Origin of the sequence: Borborobacter arsenicus (assembly GCF_003934165.1) — a bacterium.
Taxonomy (GTDB): domain Bacteria; phylum Pseudomonadota; class Alphaproteobacteria; order Rhizobiales; family Rhizobiaceae; genus Pseudaminobacter; species Pseudaminobacter arsenicus.
The window spans coordinates 40,536-59,721 of the sequence record NZ_RKST01000006.1 but is presented as its reverse complement, the minus strand read 5'-3'; the positions used below and the strand labels follow the sequence as shown (position 1 = coordinate 59,721).

Genomic DNA, 19,186 nt, shown 5'->3' with positions numbered 1-19,186 from the left:
ACAGGCCTCTATAACGTCAAGGTTCGCCGAACGCGACCATTCTTTGCCGTATCGGCCGGGATCAGGCACAACAAACAGCGGCTTTCGTCGAATTTACTTCAAGCCGCAACTGATGCCTGTTGGCGCCTCTTTCATCACCGAGCCAGAAAATGCACCGTACCGCCTATGTGATTCTGCTCCTGACCATGCTGTTTTGGGCAGGCAATGTGATTGCAGGCAAGCTCGCGGTCGGTCATGTCTCGCCCATGTTCCTGGCGATGGCGCGCTGGGGGCTGGCGCTGCCGGTCCTGCTGGCGCTCGGCAGCGGGCACCTGCCCAAGGACATGAAGCTGCTTCGCCGGCACCTGCCCTATCTGCTGCTCATGGGGACGCTCGGTTTCACCGCCTACTCCGTGGCGATGTATTGCGCGCTGCTCTACACCTCGGCCATCAATATCAGCATCGAACAGGGCGGCATGCCGCTTCTGGTCTTCGTGGCGAGCTTCGTCCTGTTTCGCACCCGCGTGGGCGTCGCCCAGGTCGCCGGCTTCACGCTGTCCTTCGCCGGCGTGATGCTGACGGCGCTACATGGCGACTTCCGGCGGCTGTTTGCGCTCGACATGAATTTCGGCGACGCGCTGATGCTGGTCGCCGTCGTCTCCTATGGCCTCTACACCGCCGCGCTCAGGCTGAAACCCAAGCTGCACTGGTCGAGCCTGATGGCGGCGCTGTGCTTCGGCGGCTTCATCTCGGCCGTTCCCTTCGCTGTCGCCGAGGCGGCCCTGGGCAGCATGATCCTGCCCGATTGGCAGGGCTGGGTCATCATCGGCTTCGTGGTGCTGTTCCCCTCGATCCTGTCGCAGATCCTCTATATCCGCGCGGTCGAGATGATCGGCGCCAACCGTGCCGGCCTGTTCGTCAATTTCATGCCGCTCTGGGGCGCGCTGCTTGCGGTGCTGATCCTGGGCGAGGCCGTCCATCTCTATCATGGGGTGGCGCTGGCGATGGTGCTGGGCGGCATCATGATCGCCGAATATGGCGGCCACAGGATGGCCACGCGCGAGGCGAGCACGACCGGGCCGGAAGCCGATATTCGCTGAGGGCGGACGGCTGCGCGCACTACACTACGCCGCAAAGGTGGGGTGCGAAGCGGCGAACCTGCTCCCCTTAGCTACCCCGCAAGCCCGCGGTTGCTCCGCACCCCGGCCCTGTCATGCCGGCTTTCGAATTTTATTGCTAACGAATCGTTAACTTAACCTTACCGGCTAACCCTAACCGCCGAAGGCTGGGGATCACCGCTGCCGGGCACGGCTCCGGCAGCGGCGCAGGCCGCCCGCAGCCATTGCCCGTTGCGCTGTAATACAGGTGTCAAACAGCAGGTCTACTCAGGGTCCGGCACCAATGCGAATCAAGGCCCCTGCCTTCGGCATCGGTCTTCTTCTCGCGGGAGGGTTGGCTCGTGAAGATTGCAATCATCGGCACCGGCTATGTCGGCCTTGTTTCGGCCGCCTGCCTTGCAAGCTGGGGACATGAGGTCGTCGGCGTCGACAAGGATGCAGCCAAGATCGCGGCGCTGCGGCAAGGGGTGATGCCGATCTACGAACCGGGGCTGGACGTGCTGATGGCGCAGGCCGTCAGGCAGGGGCTGCTTTCATTTACGACCGATGCCGCGCCGGCGATCGCGGCTGCCGATGTGGTGATGATTGCGGTGGGGACACCGCCGAGGCTGCGGGACGGCGAGGCTGACCTTGCCTTCGTCTACGCCGCGGCCAAGGAAGTCGCGGCCTCGATCAGCGGCTTCACCGTGGTAGTGGTCAAATCCACCGTTCCCATCGGCACCGGCGACGATATCGAGCGGATCATCGGCAGGGTACGCCCCGATGCCGGTTTTGCGGTTGCCTCGAACCCCGAATTCCTGCGGCAGGGCAGTGCGGTCACCGATTTCCAGCAGCCCGACCGCGTGGTGATCGGCGCCGATGACGAGCGGGCGGCGGGCATATTGCAGGCGATGTACGAGCCGTTGCGGCTGCAGGGCATTCCGGTTGTGACGACGAAGCGGCGCACGGCCGAACTGATCAAATATGCAGCCAATGCCTTTTTGGCGGTGAAGATCTCCTACATCAACGAAATGGCCGATCTGTGCGAGAGCGTCGGCGCCGATGTCCGCGATGTGGCGTTGGGCATGGGCCTCGACCGGCGGATCGGTGCTTCATGCCTCAATGCCGGGCCGGGCTATGGCGGTTCCTGCTTTCCCAAGGATACGCTTGCCCTGCTGCGCACCTCGCAGGACCACGGCGTTGCGCTGCGCATCATCCAGGAATCGATCGTCGCCAATGATGCCCGCAAGCGGCGCATGGCGCTGAAGGTCATCGATGCGCTGGGTGGCCACGCCGAAGGCCGCAGCGTTGCCATTCTCGGCCTGACATTCAAGCCCGAGACCGACGACATGCGCGAGGCGCCGTCGATCCCGCTGATCGAGGCCTTGCAGCGGGTGGGCGCGCGCATACGCGCCCATGATCCGCAGGGCATGGCCAATGCGCGTGCGCTGCTGGACGAAGTCGAGTTCTTCGACGACCCTTATGAATGCGCGGCCGGCGCCGACATTGTCGTGCTAATGACCGATTGGAGGGCGCTGAAGGCGCTCGATCTCGGCCGGCTGGCCCGCGTGGTGAAAGAGCGCGTGCTGGTCGATTTCCGCCACGCCTTCGATCCAATCGAAGCTCGCAGGCACGGCTTCGTCCTGAGTGCGATCGGCGTGCCGCAGGACAAAAACACCGACATTTCGACAGGTCCGACGCCGGCAATTCGAAGCGCCCGCCGTCACTCGCCTGTCATGGAAAACAGGTGATATGCCGGCCATGAAAACTTCCGCAAACGACGATTCGACCGACAACCCGCAAGGCCGGAAATACCGGGCCCTGTTCATCTCCGACATTCATCTGGGCATGCGCGGAAATCAGGTCGAGGCGCTGCTTGAATTCCTGAAGCATCACGACGCCGAAACCATCTATCTGGTCGGCGATATTGTCGATGGCTGGCGGTTGCGATCGGGCTGGTACTGGCCGCAAAGCCACAACGACGTCGTCCAGAAATTGCTGCGCAAGGCGCGCAAGGGCACGAAGATCATCTATATCCCCGGCAATCACGACGAGTTTCTGCGCGAGTTCTATGGCTCGCATTTCGGCGGCATCGAGGTGCGCGAGACGGCGTTGCACGCGGCGGCCGATGGCAAGCGCTATCTCGTGATCCATGGCGACATATTCGACGTGGTGGTGCGCCATGCGCGCTGGCTCGCCTATTTCGGCGACTGGGCCTATGAGATCGCGCTGAGGCTCAGCACCCATATCAACCTGATCCGGCGCAAGCTGGGCTTTACCTACTGGTCGTTGTCGGCATGGGCCAAGCTGAAGGTCAAGAACGCCGTCAACTTCATCGGCAAGTTCGAGGAGACGCTTGCCGCGGAAGCGCAGCGCCAAGGCGTCGACGGCGTCATTTGCGGCCACATCCACAGCGCTGCCATGCGCGATTTCGACGGCTTCACCTACATCAATACGGGCGACTGGGTCGAAAGCTGTACGGCCGTTGTCGAACATGAAGACGGGCGGATGGAGATCATCCGCTGGGCTAGGATGAGCCGGCTGCTCAACGAGCAGCGGTCGCTTGCCATCGTGCCCTGGCGCCGCCGTGCAGCGTGACCCGTCTATGCGCGTTCTGATCGTCACCGATGCCTGGCGCCCGCAAGTCAACGGCGTGGTGCGCACGCTGGAAAGACTGGGCGAGGCGCTTGAGGAACGTGGCGTCGAGGTGACGTTCCTGACGCCCGAAGGCTACCCGACCCTGCCGCTGCCCTCCTATCCGGAGATCAGGCTTGCGCTTTCCTCCGTGCGGCGGATTGCGCGGCGGATTGAGGATGTCGCGCCCGACTGCATCCATATCGCCACCGAAGGGCCGCTCGGCTTGCTGGCGCGGCGCGTCTGTCTTGCCGGCGGCAGGTCCTTCACCACCAGCTATCACACGCGGTTTCCCGAATTCCTGCGCGCCCGCACGCCGGTGCCGGAAAGCTGGAGCTATGCCTGCATGCGCCGCTTCCACAATGCCAGTTGCGGCACGCTGGTGGCGACGCCCTCGCTGGCGGCGGAACTGGCGGCAAAGGGTTTCATCAATCTGCGGCCATGGACGCGCGGCGTGGACACCGAGCTTTTCAATCCGCGCAAAAAGGCCGATCTCGGCCTGAAGGGGCCGATCTTCCTCAATGTCGGAAGGGTGGCGGTGGAAAAGAACCTGCCTGCCTTTCTCGATCTCGACTTGCCGGGAAGCAAGGTAGTGGTGGGCGACGGGCCGGACCTCGCCCGGCTGAAGGCGCGCTATCCGCAGGTGCATTTCCTCGGCACGCGCACCGGCGAGGAACTGGCCGGCATCTATGCGGCGAGCGACGTCTTCGTCTTTCCCTCGCGCACCGACACTTTCGGCAATGTGCTGCTGGAGGCGCTGGCGAGCGGCTGCCCGGTCGCGGCCTATCCGGTAACCGGGCCGCTCGACATTGTCGGCGACACGCAATGCGGGGTGCTGTCGGAGGATTTGCGGCAGGCGGCGCTCGGCGCGCTGGAAGTGCCGCGCGAACAGGCCCGCAGTCGCGCCCTTGCCTATAGCTGGGACGAATGCGCCGCGCAGTTTCTCGCCCATCTTCGGCCCGCCGCAGACCAGGCGGCAGCCTGAATTCCAATAGGGATATGCAATCGATGTCAGGCGCTCTCACGCTCCGCAAGCCCGATGCCGCAAAGCCGGCGGGGCGCACAAGGCTCGACCGTGCCGTGCGGCAGAACCCGCTACTTTCCAGGGCCGGCCTTTCCGAGCGCCTTTTTGCCCATGTATTCAAGGGGCTGGTCTATCCGCAGATTTGGGAGGACCCCGATGTCGACATGCAGGCGCTCAGGATCAGGCCAGGCGACCGCATCGTCACCATCGCTTCGGGCGGCTGCAATGCGCTCTCCTACCTGATCGCCGATCCGGCGAGCGTCGAGGCCGTCGATCTCAATACGGCGCATGTCGCCTTCAACCGGCTGAAGCTTGCGGCGGTGGCCAATTTCCCGGAATACGAGACCTTCTACCGCTTCTACGGCAAGGCTGATGACCGCGGAAATATCGCGGCCTATCAACGCTTCATCCAACCGCATCTTGATGCGCAAAGCCGTGCCTATTGGGAAAAACGGACGCTGTCTGGGCGGCGCCGGATCTCGATCTTTACGCGCGACCTCTACCGGCACGGACTGCTCGGCTTCTTCATCGGCTGCGGGCACCGCGTGGCGCGCCTCTACGGCATCGACCCGCGCGACCTGCTCAAGGCCGAGACGCTTGACGACCAGCGCCGCTTCTTCGATGCCGCGATCGCGCCGCTGTTCGAAAAGCGGCTGGTGCGCTGGGCGACCTCGCGCAAATCCTCGCTGTTCGGTCTCGGCATCCCGCCGCAGCAATATAATGCGCTGGCGAGCGCCGGCGATGCGGGCATGGCCTCTATCCTGCGGGCACGGCTCGAGCGGCTGGCCTGCGATTTCCCCCTTTCGGAGAACTATTTCGCCTGGCAGGCCTTCGGCCGCAGCTACAGCCATGAAGAGGCCGGGCCGCTGCCGCCCTATCTGTCGCGGGGCAATTTCGCGGCGATCCGCGCCCGCATAGGCCGGGCGAGCGTGGTCAACGCCTCCTTCACCGAGTTCCTTGCCGCCAAGCCGGACGGATCCGTCGACTGCTTCGTGCTGCTCGATGCGCAGGACTGGATGACGGATGGGCAGTTGAACGAGCTGTGGCGCGAGATTACCCGGACGGCCGCTCCCGGCGCGCGGGTGATCTTCCGCACCGCGGCCGCCGAAAACCTCCTGCCCGGGCGGGTCGAACCATCGATCCTGCAGCGCTGGGCCTATCGCGAGACGGAATCGAAGGCGCTGCATGGGCGCGACCGCTCCTCGATCTATGGTGGCTTCCATCTGCATGTGCTGAAGGCGGATTAGGGATGGCGGTTGAGCTCGATCATGGCGGGTTGATGGATCGCGTCTACAGGCACCAGCGCCATGTCTATGACGCGACGCGGCGCTATTATCTGCTTGGCCGCGACCCGATGATTGCGGGGCTTAGGCCGCCGGCAAATGGCAGCGTGCTGGAGATCGGCTGCGGCACCGGCCGCAATCTGGTCAAGGCGGCGCGACGCTATGAGCAGGCGAATTTCCACGGCATCGACATCTCGCAGGAAATGCTGGCGACGGCCGGAAAATCGGTTGCTGCCGCGGGGCTTGAGAAGCGCATAAGGCTGGCGCGCGCCGACGCCTCCCGCTTCGACCCGGTGAAGGTGTTCGGCCGCGAGACTTTCGACCGGATCTTCATTTCCTATGCGGTGTCGATGATCCCCGGCTGGCAGGCCGTTATGCGCGAGGCCGTCGCGCATCTGGCGCCGGGCGGCGAGCTGCACATCGTCGATTTCGGCGACCAGCGCGAGTTGCCCGGCTGGTTCAGGGCAGCGCTCTACACATGGCTCGGCTGGTATCACGTGACGCCGCGCAACGATCTGTTCGAGGTCAGCGCCGGGATTGCCGGCAGCCATGGCGCGACAGTCGAGGAAAGGCGGCTCTATCGCGGCTTTGCCTGGATTTCGGTCATCCGGCGTGCCGCCTGAAAGAAAAAGGCCGCCCGGATAAGGCGGCCTCCCGTGTCAGTTGGCAAGGAGATCAGAAGGGCGAATCCGGGAAGTAGAAGCTTTCCGCATTGTCCTTGGTGATCAGGGTGGCGTCGAGGATATATTCGCCGCGCACCGGAACCTGGTCGTAGAAGCCGGCGGCGGTGAGTTCCATCGCCGTGCCGACCATTGCCGGCGGATAGAGCACATCGACCGGGATGAGCTTGTCGCCGTCCATGACCTTCTTGATCATGTCCTTGGAGCCGGCGCCGGCGATGACATATTGGATGTCGGTGCGCTTGGCCTGCTCGATCGCCTGCAGCACGCCGACGGCCATGTCGTCATCCTGGCACCAGACCACGTCGATCTTGGGATATTTGGTCAGATAGTCCTGCATGACCTTGAAGGCGTCGTCGCGGTTCCAGTTGCCGAACTGCTTTTCCAGCACCTTCACATTCGAGCCTTCGATGGCCTTGTCGAAACCGTCCTGGCGCTGCTGGTCGATGGGGATCGGCAGACCGCGGATCACCACCACTTCGGCGTCGGGCGTGTTGTCCTTGATATACTGGCCGGCGACCGCGCCGAGTGCCGGGTTGTTGCCGGCGACATAGAGATCACGCACGGAATTGTCATTGTTGGATGGGGCACGGTCGACCAGCGTGACGAAGGTGCCCTTGTCCTTGACCTCCTTGATGGCGTTGACCAGCGGGTCGGGATCGGATGGCAGGATGACGAGCGCGTCGATGCCCTGGATCGCCAGGTCCTGCAGCGCATTGGCCTGCGAGGCCGGATCGGGCGAGGTCTTGACGATGACGTTGAGGCCGGGGTGCTCTTCCATCAAGAGCTTGGCCGTACGCTCGGCGTGGTACACCACACCGGCGGTCCAACCATGGTCGGCGGCGGGGATTGACACACCGATGGTCACTTTCTTGTCTTGGGCGTAAGACACGCCCATCAACGCCGCCATGGCGACAGCGGCCAAGCCCAATATTCGCTTACGCATATTTTCCTCCCACGAGCTTTAGGTCAATTGAAACAGGGGGCCGGCGACCCGACGATCCGGCCATTCACGATTTCCGTACCAATGAACGTTGGACGAGCATCGCGATGATGATGATCGCGCCCTGGATGGCGACGATCAGATATTCGCTGATGAAGTTGGACAGCAGCATGATGTTGCCGACGATCTCGAGGATGAAGGCGCCGCAGACCGTGCCCCAGATGCGGCCCACACCTCCCCGCAGCGCTGTGCCGCCGATGACGACGGCGGTGATTGCCTGCAACTCCCACATCAGCCCAGTGGTGGCCGAGGTGGAGCCGAGACGCGGGATATAGAGCAGGCAGGCCACCGCCACGCACAGGCCCTGGATGATATAGGTGATGGTGCGCACGCGCTCGACCGGGATGCCGGAATAGCGCGCCACGTCTTCGTTGGAGCCGACCGCCAGCACATGGCGGCCATAGCGCGTGCGATGCAGGACGAAGGCGCCGATCGCCGCAGTGACGAGGATGGCGATGATCGGCACCGGGACGCCCAGCACCGAGCCGAAATAGGCCGGCCGGTAGAGCGTCTGGATTTCGGGTTCGCGCAGCGTGATGGCGCCGCCCTGCGACAGCCATGTGGTGAGGCCGCGATAGATGCCCATGGTGCCGAGCGTGGCGATAAAGGGTTCTATGCGCCAGGCGGTGGTGATGAGACCGTTGGCAAGCCCGCAGGCCGCCCCCATGGCGATCGTCAGGCCGAGCGCGGTGGCGAGCATGATCGATGAATCGGCGATGGCACCGCTGTTCATGAACAATATGGCGAGGCTGGCGACGAAGGCGACCATGGAGCCGACCGAAAGGTCGAGGCCGCCAGCGGCGATGACGAAGGTCGCGCCGACCGCGATGATGGCGATGAAGGCGCTGCGGGTCGCCACGTTGAGCAGATTGTCGATGCTGAGGAAATTGGGGTTGGCGAATGCCCCGAGCACCAGAAGCAAAGCGAGCGCCACAAAGGGGGCGACCGCCCTGAGGTCGATGTCTTTCCAGGACTTCCGGACTTTCTCGTTCGTTGCTGCAATATCGGTCATGCTCGCTCCGCTATGCGGCCTCCGCAGATTTGACGCCCGTCGCCAGCACGACGATCTCGTTCTCGTTCATGTGTTCGCCGCTCACCTCGCCGACGACATGGCCGGCGCGCATGACGACGATACGGTCGCAAATGCCGATCAACTCCTGCATTTCGGAGGAGACGACAATGATCGAGCGCCCTTCGGCGGCGAGTTCGGCGATGAATTTGTAGATCTGCTGCTTGGTGCCGATATCGATACCGCGCGTCGGCTCGTCGATGATGATGATGCCGGGATCGGTCATCATCATTTTGGCGAGCAGCAGTTTCTGCTGGTTGCCGCCGGAAAGCTGCCCGGCAAGCATGTCCTTGCGGCCGGCGCGGATGTCGAATTCGCCGATCGCCTTGTTAAGAGCTGCGCGCTCCCTGGCCCGGTCGATCTGCAGCCCGCGCTGGAATTTGTGCAGCGAGGCAAGCGTCAGATTGATGGAAAGCTCCTCGGCCAGAAGCAGGCCCTTGCCCTTCCGGTCCTCGCTGAGATAGGCGATGCCGGCCTTCAGGCTGGCATCGACATTGGGGAAGTGCGCGGCGGCACCATTGACGCGCAGGCCACCGCGACCGGGCCTGAGGCCGACAATGCCTTCCATGAGTTCGGTGCGGCCGGCGCCGACCAGGCCGGCAAAGCCGAGGATTTCGCCCTTGCGCAACGTGAAGGAAGCGTTCTGGGCAAAGCCGGGAACAGAGAAATCCTCGACCTCCAGCACCGCCTCGCGCGTGGCTTCGGCATGGCGGTCGGGATAGAGCTTGGCTACGTCGCGGCCCACCATCAGCCGCGCCATGTCGACCGGCTCCAATGTGCTTGCCGGATGGCTGGCGACCAGCCGCCCGTCGCGCAGCACGCTGACCTTGTCGGCGATCTCCTTCACCTCCGGCAGGCGGTGGGAAATGTAGAACACCCCCACGCCCTTGGCGCGGATGGCGGCGATCACCTTGAGCAGCGCCTCGGTCTCGATCGGCGTCAGCGAGGCGGTCGGCTCGTCGAAAATGACCACATGATGCGGGACGAGCAGCACCCGCGCGATCTGGACAAGCTGGCGCTGCGCGATGGAGAGGCGCCCCACCACCACTTGCGGATCGATGTCTGCGCCGAGATCGCGTACGGCCTGGCGCGCGCCCGCATTCATGGCGCGGTCGTCAACGGTAAGGCCCTTGCGCAATTCGCGGCCGAGATAGACGTTCTGCGCGACCGTGAGGTCGGGTGCGAGCAGGATTTCCTGATGCACCAGCACGATGCCGCGCCGCTCCGCATCGACCGGACCAGTCAGCGCCACGGTTTCGCCGCCGATGCGCATTTCGCCGCGCGTCGGCTGCAAATGGCCGGAGAGCAGCTTCATCAGCGTCGATTTGCCGGCGCCGTTCTCGCCGATGATGGCATGGACCTCGCCCGGATTGACGCCGAGGCTGACCTCCTTCAGCACCTCGACGGGGCCGAAGGACTTGGACAGCCCGACCGCTTCCAAAAGCGGCATGCCGGTCTTTTCGGGGGCCAAGTCGACGGAAGGGCTCATGCAAGCTTGATCCATATATTGTCGGCGCTGGACGAGGAGACGGCGGCTTCGATGAAGCGCATGCCGGCAAGCCCGTCTCGCACGGTGGGATAGAGCGTACCTTCCTCGGGCTCGGCGCCGGTGCGTGCGGCCCTTATGGCGCGCGCGGCCTCGGCATAGATGGTGGCGAAGCCCTCCAGATAACCTTCGGGGTGGCCGCTCGGTATGCGGGAGACGCGGGCGGCCTGCGGCCAGGCCCCAGCCCCGGCGCGGGTGAGCAATTGCTTGGGTTCGCCGAAGCGGGTGAACCAGAGATAGTTCGGGTCGGCCTGCGTCCACTCCAGCCCGCCCTTGGTGCCGTAGACGCGCAGCTTCAGCCCGTTCTCATTGCCGACCGCGACCTGGCTGGCCCACAGCATGCCGCGCGCCCCGCCCTTGTAGCGCAGCAGGATCTGCACGTCGTCGTCGAGCAAGCGGCCGGGCACGAAGGTGGTGAGCTGCGCCAGCAGCTCCTGCGTCTCCAGCCCGGAGACGAAGGCGGCGAGATTATAGGCATGGGTGCCGATGTCGCCGATGGAGCCGCCGGCACCCGAGCGCTTGGGATCGGTGCGCCATTCGGCCTGCTTCGAGCCGGCAAGCTCGGCGCGCTCGGTCAGCCAGTCCTGCGGATATTCGGCTTGAACCAGCCTTATGTCGCCAAGCTCGCCGGCCGCCACCATGGCGCGCGCCTGCCTGATCATCGGATAGCCGGTGTAATTATGGGTGAGCACGAAGAGTTTGCCGGTCTTTTCCACCAGGGCTACGAGTTCCTCGGCCTCCTTGACCGTGGTGGTCATAGGCTTGTCGCAGATGACATGGATGCCGGCTTCGAGGAAGGCGCGTGCGGCCGGCGCATGGACATGGTTGGGCGTCACGATCGACACCGCCTCGATGCCGTCCGGGCGGGCGGCTTCTTCCTTCGCCATCTCTTCATAAGAGCCGTAGGAGCGGTCGGGCGCAATGCCGATCTCGGCGGCGGAGGCATTCGCCCGCGCCGGATCGGATGAAAGCGCGCCTGCCACCAGTTCGAACTGGTCGTCGATGCGGGCGGCGATGCGGTGTACCGCGCCGATGAAGGCGCCATGGCCGCCGCCGACCATGCCGAGCCTGATGCGGCCGCCTTGCGCTTGCTGTTTGCTACCTTCGATCGCCATGGTCAGCTCCTGTCCAGGCCGAGCATCTTGCGGTTTGCCGCGTCGTCGGTGCCGGCGCCGGCGAAATCGTCAAAGGCGTGCTCGGTGACGCGGATGATGTGATGCCTGATGAATTCGGCACCTTCGCGCGCGCCGTCCTCCGGATGCTTGAGCGCGCATTCCCATTCCAGCACGGCCCAGCTGTCGAAATCATAGGCGGTCAGTTTGGAGAATATGGCGCCGAAATCAACCTGCCCGTCGCCCAGCGAGCGGAAGCGGCCGGCGCGGTTCACCCAACTCTGGAAACCGCCATAGACGCCCTGCCGGCCGGTCGGGTTGAACTCGGCATCCTTGACGTGGAAGGCCTTGATGCGCTCGTGATAGATGTCGATGTAGTCGAGATAATCGAGCTGCTGCAGCACGAAATGCGAGGGATCGTAGAGCAGGTTCGCGCGGCGGTGGTTCTTCACCCGCTCCAGGAACATCTCGTAGCTGACGCCGTCATGCAGGTCCTCGCCGGGATGGATTTCGTAGCAGACATCGACGCCGTTTTCCTCGGCATAGTCGAGCAGCGGCGTCCAGCGCCTGGCCAATTCGTCGAAGGCGGCTTCCACCAGCCCGGCCGGGCGCTGCGGCCAGGGATAGACATAGGGCCAGGCGAGAGCGCCCGAGAAGGTGGCATGGGCTTTCAGGCCAAGATGCTTTGACGCCCTGAGCGCGCGCCGGACCTGATCCTTCGCCCATTCGGTGCGGGCGGCCGGATCGCCGCGCACTTCCGGTGCGGCAAAGCCGTCGAAGGCCGCATCATAAGCGGGGTGGACGGCCACAAGCTGCCCTTGCAGGTGGGTGGAAAGCTCGGTGATCTCCAGCCCGTGGCTGGCGGCGATGCCCTTGATCTCGTCGCAATAGGCTTTGGAATCGGAGGCCTTCTTGAGATCGAACAGGCGGGCATCCCAGGTCGGGATCTGCACGCCCTTGTAGCCGAGCGCGGCCGCCCATTCGCAGATTGCAGCGAACGAGTTGAACGGGGCCGCATCGCCGGCAAACTGCGCCAGGAAAATCGCCGGACCCTTGATCGTCTTCATGTGACTTCCTCCCGATTTCCTGCCGGCCCTCAGACGTAGCGGTTGACGATATTTTCCAGATATTCCTGCCGGCCCGAGCGCGGCTGCGGCTCGATGCCCTCATTCACCACGCGCGCGGCGATGTCTTCCAGGCTGCGCTTGCCCGACAGCATGGCCTGCGCCTCGGCCGCCTGCCAGCCGGCATAGCGCTTGGCGAGCGGGTCGCTCAGCGCCTTGTCCTCGATCATTTTCGCTGCCGCCCTCAGGCCGCGCGCGCAGCAATCCATGCCGCCAATATGGGCGATCAACAGGTCTTCCGGATCGAGCGACTGGCGGCGCAGCTTGGCGTCGAAATTGGTGCCGCCGGTGGCAAAGCCGCCGCCCGAGAGAATCTGGTAATAGGCGAGTGCCATTTCCGGCACATTGTTGGGAAACTGGTCGGTGTCCCAGCCCGACTGGTAGTCGTTGCGGTTCATGTCGATGGAACCGAAAATGCCGAGCGCATTGGCCAGTGCCAGCTCATGCTCGAAGGAATGGCCGGCAAGGATGGCGTGGCCCTGCTCGATATTGACCTTCACTTCCTTTTCCAGCCCGTATTTCTTCAGGAAGCCGAAGACGGTGGCGACGTCATAGTCATATTGATGCTTGGTCGGCTCCTGCGGCTTCGGCTCGATCAATATGGTGCCCTTGAAGCCGATCCGGTGCTTGTAGTCGACCACGAGGCTGAGGAAACGGCCGAGCTGGTCGAGTTCGTGGCCCATGTCGGTGTTGAGCAGCGTCTCATAGCCCTCGCGCCCGCCCCACAGCACATAGTTCTCGCCGCCAAGCCGCTGGGTCACGTCCATGCAATGCTTCACGGTCGCGGCGGCATAGGCAAAGACGTCCGGATCGGGATTGGTGGCGGCACCCGCCATATAGCGGCGGTTGGAAAACAGATTGGCCGTGCCCCACAGCAGCCTGACGCCGGTCTCGTTCATCTTGACGGCGAAATAATCGGCGATTTCGTCAAGCCGCGCCGCACTTTCGGCGAAGGTCGCGCCTTCGGGCCGCACATCGGCATCGTGGAAGCAGAAATAGGGGGCGCCGAGCAGCGTAAACATCTCGAAGGCGACATCGGCCTTGAGCCGTGCATCGTCCATGGTCTCGACAACACCCGGTCCGGCAAACCATGGCCGCTCGAAGGTCTGGCCGCCGAAGGGATCGCCGCCGGGCCAGGTGAAGGAGTGCCAATAGGCGACGGCGAAGCGCAGATGGTCCTCCATGCGCTTGCCGAGCACGATTTCGTCGGGATCGTAATGGCGGTAGGCAAGCGGATTGGTGCTGCCGAGGCCTTCATATGTAACCGGGGCGATATTGCCGAAGAAGCCGGTGCTCATTTTGCGCAATCCCTAGCCAGGCATGTGCAGCCGGCAGGCCGACACGCTTCGTTCACGTACCTCAAGACAGGCCGACCGATCATGGCAGATTGTCCCGAAGATAGATTTCGATGCGGATATTCTCCTGCCCGTCGATGATGTCGGTACCGTCGATGCGGGCCTTCAGGAGCCTTATCGCGCTGCGGATTTCGTGGCCGGCATCCTGGTTGATGACGGCATCGAACAGCCCGTCACGCAGGGCTTTTCGCGAATGGTCGGTGAGTTCATGGGCGACGACGACGATGTCACGATAGGCCGGAGTGCCCGACAAGACCTCGATGACGCCGCGATTGCCCGCGCCGATGCTGTAGAGCGCGACGACACCGGGCGCGGCGGCGAGGCATTCGGCAAGCACCTTGCCGGTAATGGCGGCATCGTCGCGGCCCTCCAGCACCGGCAGGCAATGCAGATTGGGAAACTCGGCCCTTATCACCTGGTCGAAGCCCATGCGGCGCTCGACATGGTCGCGCACCAGCATCGAGCCGGCGACCAGCGCTATTCTGCCGGGCCGCGGCCCGACGAAGCGGCCGATGAGGCGCGCCGCCGTATGGCCGGCGGCGACATTGTCGATACCGACATAGTGATCGCGGCGCGAACCGGGCATGTCGGACACCAGCGTCACGATCGGGATATTGGCCTGCCACAGCCGTGCCAGCGCCTCGCGGGTGGCCGCCGATTCGGTGGCGACCAGCGCGACGCCGGAAACGACGCTCGTGTCCAGGCTCTCCAGAGCCGACGCGAGGGCGGCGCTGTCGAAAGGAGGAACCTTGAGGATGCGGATTTCGGTGCGGTCGAGCGCCGAGCGCAGCTTGAGCTGTTCCAGCTCATGTTCGAGGCCGCGCATGAAGGCGTTCGGCCCCTCGGGGATGATGAAGGCGAGGTGGTAGACGCGCTGCTTGGCGAGATTGGCGGCCGAGATGTCGCGTACGAAGCCGAGCCTGGCGATGGCGGCCTCGACACGGGCTACGGTCGCCGAGCGCACGCCGGCGCGCTTGTTCAGCACCCGGTCGACGGTGGCCAGGCTGACGCCGGCCTCGCTGGCCACATCGTGAACTGTCGGACGCACTCGAATTCCTCCCAGGCGCCAACCCTAGCGGTGATTTTGAGGTACGTAAAGCAGAAACTGAGGTCAGGCGGCGCCGGTCATCAGGCCCGGCTGTGGCCGGCGCACCGCAAGCAGGCCGGCGGCGTAATAGAGCAGGAAGGAGCCGACCACATAGGGCGTGATGACATCGACCTCGAAGAAGGAGCGCACCAGGAGCATCAGCGCGATGCCGAACAAGACATGGGCGGCGCGGTCGGTGTGATCGTCCAGTACGCGCATCAGGTGGCCGGCGGTTACCCGGATGATAATGAGGCACAGCAAGGCAAGACCGGCAAAACCGAGTTCCACCAGCACCTCGATATAGGTGTTGTGGAAATGGAAGCCGCTGCGCGTGCCGATATAGAATTCCTCCCACAGCCGCTCGGCTTCGGAGAACCCCTGGACCCAATAGGCCTGGTAGCCGACGCCGAAGAACGGCGCCTGTCCGGCAGCCGCAATCCCCTCGGACCACAGATAGGTGCGCCCGGTCAGCGTGGCGTCCTTGCCGAAGGCGCCGAGCAAAATATCCAGCCCGCCGAGATTGAGGCCGACCAAAGCGAGGCCGAGGCCGAGCAATAGCGCCGTCAGCAGCAACGCCTTGCGGGTGCGTGGCGCAAACAGGAACATGACGCCGAGCACGACCATGACGGCAAGCGTTGCCGCGACCGCGATGATGGAGGTTGCCGATTGGGAGGCGATCAGGGCGTAGCCGCAAAGGCCGGCGCAGGCGAGGCCAAGCAGGCACCAGAAACCGCGCTCGCGCAGGATGAAGATGCAGGCAAAGGCGAAATAGATGCCGAGCGAGGAGAAGAAGCCGAGCTGGTTCTTGGAGGCGAAGGCGCCCACGAAGCTGTATTCGCCGTCGATCGGATCATAGTGATATTCACCGAAGACGAGCGAATAGAGCACGACCAGGCAGATGCCGGCGAGCCCGCCGAGCGTCATGGTTCTGATATTGATTATGCGCGCCGCAATCAGGGCGCAGACGATGTGGGACATGTATTGCACGCCGGCGCGCGCGCTGACGCCGGGCGCATCCGACCAAAACAGCGACAGGACGGCAAGCAGGCCGAAGGCGATGATCCAGGAAAAGCGCGCGTAATTGCCGAGAACGTGACGGTAATCGACCAGCACCAGCGGCAGCCACAACGCGTAATAGGCGAGAATGGAAACCGGGCCGAAGCGCGTGGAATAGGCAAAGACGAAGATCGATATGGCGACCGCGACGAGGCCATAGACGAAATTATGGTCGGCGCTGACGAAATATGCCTTGGCGATCTTCATCCGTTGGTGTGCTTGCTGTCGAGCACCTGAGCCTAGTTGGCCGGGACCGGCGCGACGCCGACCTTGATGACGTCTCCCGGCAGCACCGGCGTGTTCTCTTCCGCGGTGATCTCGGTGGTCTTGCCGTCAGTCTCGCGGATGATCGAGAAACTCGTCAGAGGAGCGTTTTCCTTGCTGGAGCTCACCGCCGCCTGGGGATCGAGGGACGTGGCCTCTGCCATAAGATCCTTATACATGGTGATCTTCAGGGAAAGGCTCTCAATGTCGGCTTCCGTCTGCTGGCGTTCCTGCGCGATCTCGGCCTCGCGATCATTCTGCAGATTGGTGGCGTCCTGATCGGCCTTGGCGATGTCTTGCTTGGCGCGCAGCACCGCCGCTTCCATATCGAGGACCTTGCCTTCGAGTTCGGCTATGGAGCGCTCGATGGAAAGCACCCGGGCATTGACCACCAGCCCACGCTCGGCCAGCCCGCCTATGCCTTCCAGCTCCTGCTTGGAAAGCTCCATCTGGCGGTTCTGGCTGGCAATCTTCTTTTCCAGCGAGCCGACTTCGTTCTGGAGCAGGGTCTTCAGGTCCTTGATCGCCGCAAGCTGGACCTGCAGGCGCTTTTCACGGGCGGCCTTGAAGGCGGTTTCGTCCGCCATCAGCTTCTTGCCGTCGGCGCCTTGCTGCAATTCCTTGGGGAAGTCGATCTTCTCCTGACCGCCGGCCTCCGCAATCAGCCGCGCGCGGCGCGCGACAAGGCCGTTGCGCTGGGCGACGAGCACTTCGTAATTGCCGCGTGCGCTGATGAAATCGCGCTCGACCCGGATGCCGCTATTGGCGGCGCGGCGCAGGCCGCCGGCGAGGCTCACGGCCTTCAGTACAGTCAACTCCGGCGCATATGGGTAACGGCCCGGTGTCTGGACATCGCCGGAGACGAAAAGCGGGCGGAACTCGGCAAGCTCGACCGAGGCCTCGGGACGGTCGAGAAGGCCGAATTTCTGTTGCAGTTCATCTCCGATGGCGGTGGCGATCTCGGCGGTGGTCTTTCCCGTTGCGGGCATCTCACCGATGAAGGGCAACGAGAGATTTCCGGACGGGCCGACGATATAGTCGCCGCTGAGCGTAGACCAGTCGCGGATTTCCCCTTCGGCCGTCCGCCATTCGACGACGCGAATGCGCAGCCTGTCCATGGTGTCGAGGCGATAGTCGTCGGTCTGGCCGGTCGCGGGGAACAGCGACAGCAGCAGGACCAGTGCTGCCAGGCAGCGGCTTGCAGGGTGGCGGGTGAAGATGCGGGTCAAAGAATGTCTCTTGATGTTCGCCGCTCAATAGCTGCCGCGCGAGGACAGCACTGCCGGGAAGGTCCTGACGATGATCTTGAGGTCGGAGGAAAACGACCAGTTCTCGACATAGTGCCGGTCGAAGGCGACACGCGCGCAATAGGAAACGTCGTTGCGGCCGCTGACCTGCCAAAGGCCGGTGAGGCCGGGCCGCGACTTCAGATAGCACTCGGCAGCCGCGCCATAGAGCTCAAGCTCGTCCATCACCACCGGCCGCGGGCCGACGATGCTCATGTCGCCGCGCAGGATGTTGAAGATCTGAGGCAGTTCATCGAGGCTGAGCTTGCGCAGCACAGCACCGACGCGGGTGACGCGCGGATCGTCCTGGAGCTTGCGGGTTGCCTCCCATTCCGCGCGGCAGCGCGGGTTGCGCGCAAGATGCATCGCCAGCACCTCATCGCCATTTTCGACCATGGTGCGGAATTTCAGGCATCGGAACGGTTCGCCGTTGCGGCCGATTCGCCGGTGGCCGTAAAGCACGCTGCCGCCGCCATTGGAGAATTTGACCAGCATGGCCAAAAGCAGCAGCAGCGGGCTGAGCAGCAAGATGGCACTGAGCGCCCCGACAATATCGAATCCGCGCTTGGTGATTCCGCCGATGGGGGGCTCTGCCCCGGCTCTCGATCTTAGCTCGAAAGACCGGTCTGCCACTCGTGCGGCGTTCTTCATTGTCATGCTCCATGCTGAATGCGAGGCGATATGCGGTGGGTGCATGCTGCAGTGCAGCACACGCGCCAATAGAGCCTGCCAGATATGGCACCTGTGTGATAAAATTCGGGCACCTGAATTCACGCTGATCATATTTTATGACAAGCGGTTATAAATTAAGTAATCAAAGATGATTCTTTGGTATTAAGTGGAAGGTTGTATAATATCGTTTTGTATATTATTTGGCGAAAAACGTCATAATTTATAACTTCATTCAGGTAATTTAAGTCGGCGCTGTGTGAGATGGAATATATATTCCAAGGAAGCTCCAGGAGAATCCCGGAAGATATAATCATCTCAAGATCGGATATTCAGGAAAATCGGTTCAGCATGGAGATGCGGCTTGCCGGTGGAATCGTCTGCACGAATTTCCCATCCGTGTTGCGAGTCCTAAGCGAGTCCAATATATTTGGCGTCCGGAGTCTTCGGCGCATTGGCGGTCGGTTTTGAAAAGGATTTCAAAACTAGATTGTCGCGTCGGGGCCTGAATATAACTGCGTGCTATGATGAAAGCCGATTGCTGATGATTTTCGCTGCCCGGCAGCACGTAAATGACGTGAGAGGATAGAGATGTCCTTTCTGCTTTTCCTCCGTGGTCTTATTGGCGTTCTGCTGGTGTTTGCGATCACCAGTTATGTTCTGACTCAGTCGCTATGGACGGCTTTCGTCCAGACCGTAATCTGCGCAATCCTTATCCAGGTCGGGTATTTCGCGGCGGTGCTGTTCATGGTCTGGCGGTCGGATGGACGCAGGAGAGGCGTCGGCGAGGCAGGAGAGACGTCGCCCGACCAGCCGAAAACGGAAGACACGGCAGCGGCCAAGGCAGGCCGATTGCCCGGCGTTCCGCGCTCGCGGATACCCTGATCCTCCGATCATATTCCCGTCCTGTCATGAAAT

Annotated in this window: 17 protein-coding genes; 7 read left to right on the top strand and 10 right to left on the bottom strand. The window is 63.1% G+C overall.

Going from position 1 to position 19,186, the window contains the following annotated elements:
• The first annotated feature begins 149 nt into the window (after positions 1–149).
• From EET67_RS10985 to EET67_RS10960, 6 genes are all read left to right on the top strand, one after another.
• Positions 150–1,079: a DMT family transporter gene (locus EET67_RS10985; protein WP_128626225.1), complete on the top strand. Its 930-nt coding sequence runs from the start codon at positions 150–152 to the stop codon at positions 1,077–1,079.
• Between the two features lie 359 nt (positions 1,080–1,438).
• Positions 1,439–2,827, top strand: a complete 1,389-nt coding sequence (locus EET67_RS10980) for a UDP-glucose dehydrogenase family protein (RefSeq protein ID WP_128626224.1) — start codon at positions 1,439–1,441, stop codon at positions 2,825–2,827.
• 10 nt (positions 2,828–2,837) lie between these two features.
• Positions 2,838–3,674 (top strand): UDP-2,3-diacylglucosamine diphosphatase, encoded by an 837-nt coding sequence (locus tag EET67_RS10975; protein WP_128626223.1) that lies wholly within the window; start codon positions 2,838–2,840, stop codon positions 3,672–3,674.
• Between the two features lie 7 nt (positions 3,675–3,681).
• Positions 3,682–4,695, top strand: a complete 1,014-nt coding sequence (locus EET67_RS10970) for a glycosyltransferase family 4 protein (RefSeq protein WP_128626222.1) — start codon at positions 3,682–3,684, stop codon at positions 4,693–4,695.
• 23 nt (positions 4,696–4,718) lie between these two features.
• The gene (locus EET67_RS10965; protein ID WP_245450860.1) at positions 4,719–5,981 is read left to right on the top strand and encodes a BtaA family protein; all 1,263 of its coding nucleotides are present in this window, start codon (positions 4,719–4,721) and stop codon (positions 5,979–5,981) included.
• Between the two features lie 2 nt (positions 5,982–5,983).
• Positions 5,984–6,640: a class I SAM-dependent methyltransferase gene (locus tag EET67_RS10960; RefSeq protein ID WP_128626220.1), complete on the top strand. Its 657-nt coding sequence runs from the start codon at positions 5,984–5,986 to the stop codon at positions 6,638–6,640.
• Between the two features lie 52 nt (positions 6,641–6,692).
• Here the strand turns inward: EET67_RS10960 and EET67_RS10955 are convergent, their stop codons facing one another.
• From EET67_RS10955 to EET67_RS10910, 10 genes are all read right to left on the bottom strand, one after another.
• Positions 6,693–7,643 (bottom strand): substrate-binding domain-containing protein, encoded by a 951-nt coding sequence (locus EET67_RS10955; RefSeq protein WP_128626219.1) that lies wholly within the window; start codon positions 7,641–7,643, stop codon positions 6,693–6,695.
• Positions 7,644–7,707: 64 nt separating this feature from the next.
• The gene (locus EET67_RS10950) at positions 7,708–8,712 is read right to left on the bottom strand and encodes an ABC transporter permease (RefSeq protein WP_128626218.1); all 1,005 of its coding nucleotides are present in this window, start codon (positions 8,710–8,712) and stop codon (positions 7,708–7,710) included.
• A gap of 10 nt (positions 8,713–8,722) precedes the next feature.
• Positions 8,723–10,258, bottom strand: coding sequence for a sugar ABC transporter ATP-binding protein (locus EET67_RS10945; RefSeq protein ID WP_170313225.1), 1,536 nt, complete (start codon positions 10,256–10,258; stop codon positions 8,723–8,725).
• Complete coding sequence (locus EET67_RS10940; RefSeq protein WP_128626217.1) at positions 10,255–11,430, bottom strand: Gfo/Idh/MocA family protein; 1,176 nt, start codon at positions 11,428–11,430, stop codon at positions 10,255–10,257. Before EET67_RS10940 ends, EET67_RS10945 begins: the two co-directional genes overlap by 4 nt.
• Before the next feature lie 2 nt (positions 11,431–11,432).
• Complete coding sequence (locus EET67_RS10935) at positions 11,433–12,494, bottom strand: sugar phosphate isomerase/epimerase family protein (protein WP_128626216.1); 1,062 nt, start codon at positions 12,492–12,494, stop codon at positions 11,433–11,435.
• A 29-nt stretch (positions 12,495–12,523) separates the two neighbouring features.
• On the bottom strand, positions 12,524–13,849 hold the full coding sequence (gene xylA / locus EET67_RS10930) for a xylose isomerase (protein WP_128626215.1): 1,326 nt from the start codon (positions 13,847–13,849) through the stop codon (positions 12,524–12,526).
• 79 nt (positions 13,850–13,928) lie between these two features.
• Positions 13,929–14,954 (bottom strand): LacI family DNA-binding transcriptional regulator, encoded by a 1,026-nt coding sequence (locus tag EET67_RS10925; protein WP_128626214.1) that lies wholly within the window; start codon positions 14,952–14,954, stop codon positions 13,929–13,931.
• 63 nt (positions 14,955–15,017) lie between these two features.
• On the bottom strand, positions 15,018–16,256 hold the full coding sequence (locus EET67_RS10920) for an O-antigen ligase family protein (protein WP_128626213.1): 1,239 nt from the start codon (positions 16,254–16,256) through the stop codon (positions 15,018–15,020).
• 32 nt (positions 16,257–16,288) lie between these two features.
• Complete coding sequence (locus EET67_RS10915; protein ID WP_245450858.1) at positions 16,289–17,542, bottom strand: polysaccharide biosynthesis/export family protein; 1,254 nt, start codon at positions 17,540–17,542, stop codon at positions 16,289–16,291.
• 24 nt (positions 17,543–17,566) lie between these two features.
• The gene (locus EET67_RS10910; protein WP_128626212.1) at positions 17,567–18,250 is read right to left on the bottom strand and encodes a sugar transferase; all 684 of its coding nucleotides are present in this window, start codon (positions 18,248–18,250) and stop codon (positions 17,567–17,569) included.
• A 609-nt stretch (positions 18,251–18,859) separates the two neighbouring features.
• Between EET67_RS10910 and EET67_RS10905 the strand changes: the two genes are divergently transcribed.
• On the top strand, positions 18,860–19,153 hold the full coding sequence (locus EET67_RS10905; protein WP_128626211.1) for an exopolysaccharide production repressor protein: 294 nt from the start codon (positions 18,860–18,862) through the stop codon (positions 19,151–19,153).
• The last annotated feature ends 33 nt before the right edge of the window (positions 19,154–19,186 follow it).

Bases quoted from the DNA above. Each gene is read 5' to 3' on its own strand.
- EET67_RS10985 (WP_128626225.1), top strand. From the start codon at position 150: ATGCACCGTACCGCCTATGTGATTCTGCTCCTGACCATGCTGTTTTGG.
- EET67_RS10975 (WP_128626223.1), top strand. From the start codon at position 2,838: ATGAAAACTTCCGCAAACGACGATTCGACCGACAACCCGCAAGGCCGG.
- EET67_RS10970 (WP_128626222.1), top strand. From the start codon at position 3,682: ATGCGCGTTCTGATCGTCACCGATGCCTGGCGCCCGCAAGTCAACGGC.
- EET67_RS10965 (WP_245450860.1), top strand. From the start codon at position 4,719: ATGTCAGGCGCTCTCACGCTCCGCAAGCCCGATGCCGCAAAGCCGGCG.
- EET67_RS10960 (WP_128626220.1), top strand. From the start codon at position 5,984: ATGGCGGTTGAGCTCGATCATGGCGGGTTGATGGATCGCGTCTACAGG.
- EET67_RS10955 (WP_128626219.1), bottom strand. From the start codon at position 7,643: ATGCGTAAGCGAATATTGGGCTTGGCCGCTGTCGCCATGGCGGCGTTG.
- EET67_RS10950 (WP_128626218.1), bottom strand. From the start codon at position 8,712: ATGACCGATATTGCAGCAACGAACGAGAAAGTCCGGAAGTCCTGGAAA.
- EET67_RS10945 (WP_170313225.1), bottom strand. From the start codon at position 10,258: ATGAGCCCTTCCGTCGACTTGGCCCCCGAAAAGACCGGCATGCCGCTT.
- EET67_RS10940 (WP_128626217.1), bottom strand. From the start codon at position 11,430: ATGGCGATCGAAGGTAGCAAACAGCAAGCGCAAGGCGGCCGCATCAGG.
- EET67_RS10935 (WP_128626216.1), bottom strand. From the start codon at position 12,494: ATGAAGACGATCAAGGGTCCGGCGATTTTCCTGGCGCAGTTTGCCGGC.
- xylA (WP_128626215.1), bottom strand. From the start codon at position 13,849: ATGAGCACCGGCTTCTTCGGCAATATCGCCCCGGTTACATATGAAGGC.
- EET67_RS10920 (WP_128626213.1), bottom strand. From the start codon at position 16,256: ATGAAGATCGCCAAGGCATATTTCGTCAGCGCCGACCATAATTTCGTC.
- EET67_RS10910 (WP_128626212.1), bottom strand. From the start codon at position 18,250: ATGAAGAACGCCGCACGAGTGGCAGACCGGTCTTTCGAGCTAAGATCG.
- EET67_RS10905 (WP_128626211.1), top strand. From the start codon at position 18,860: ATGTCCTTTCTGCTTTTCCTCCGTGGTCTTATTGGCGTTCTGCTGGTG.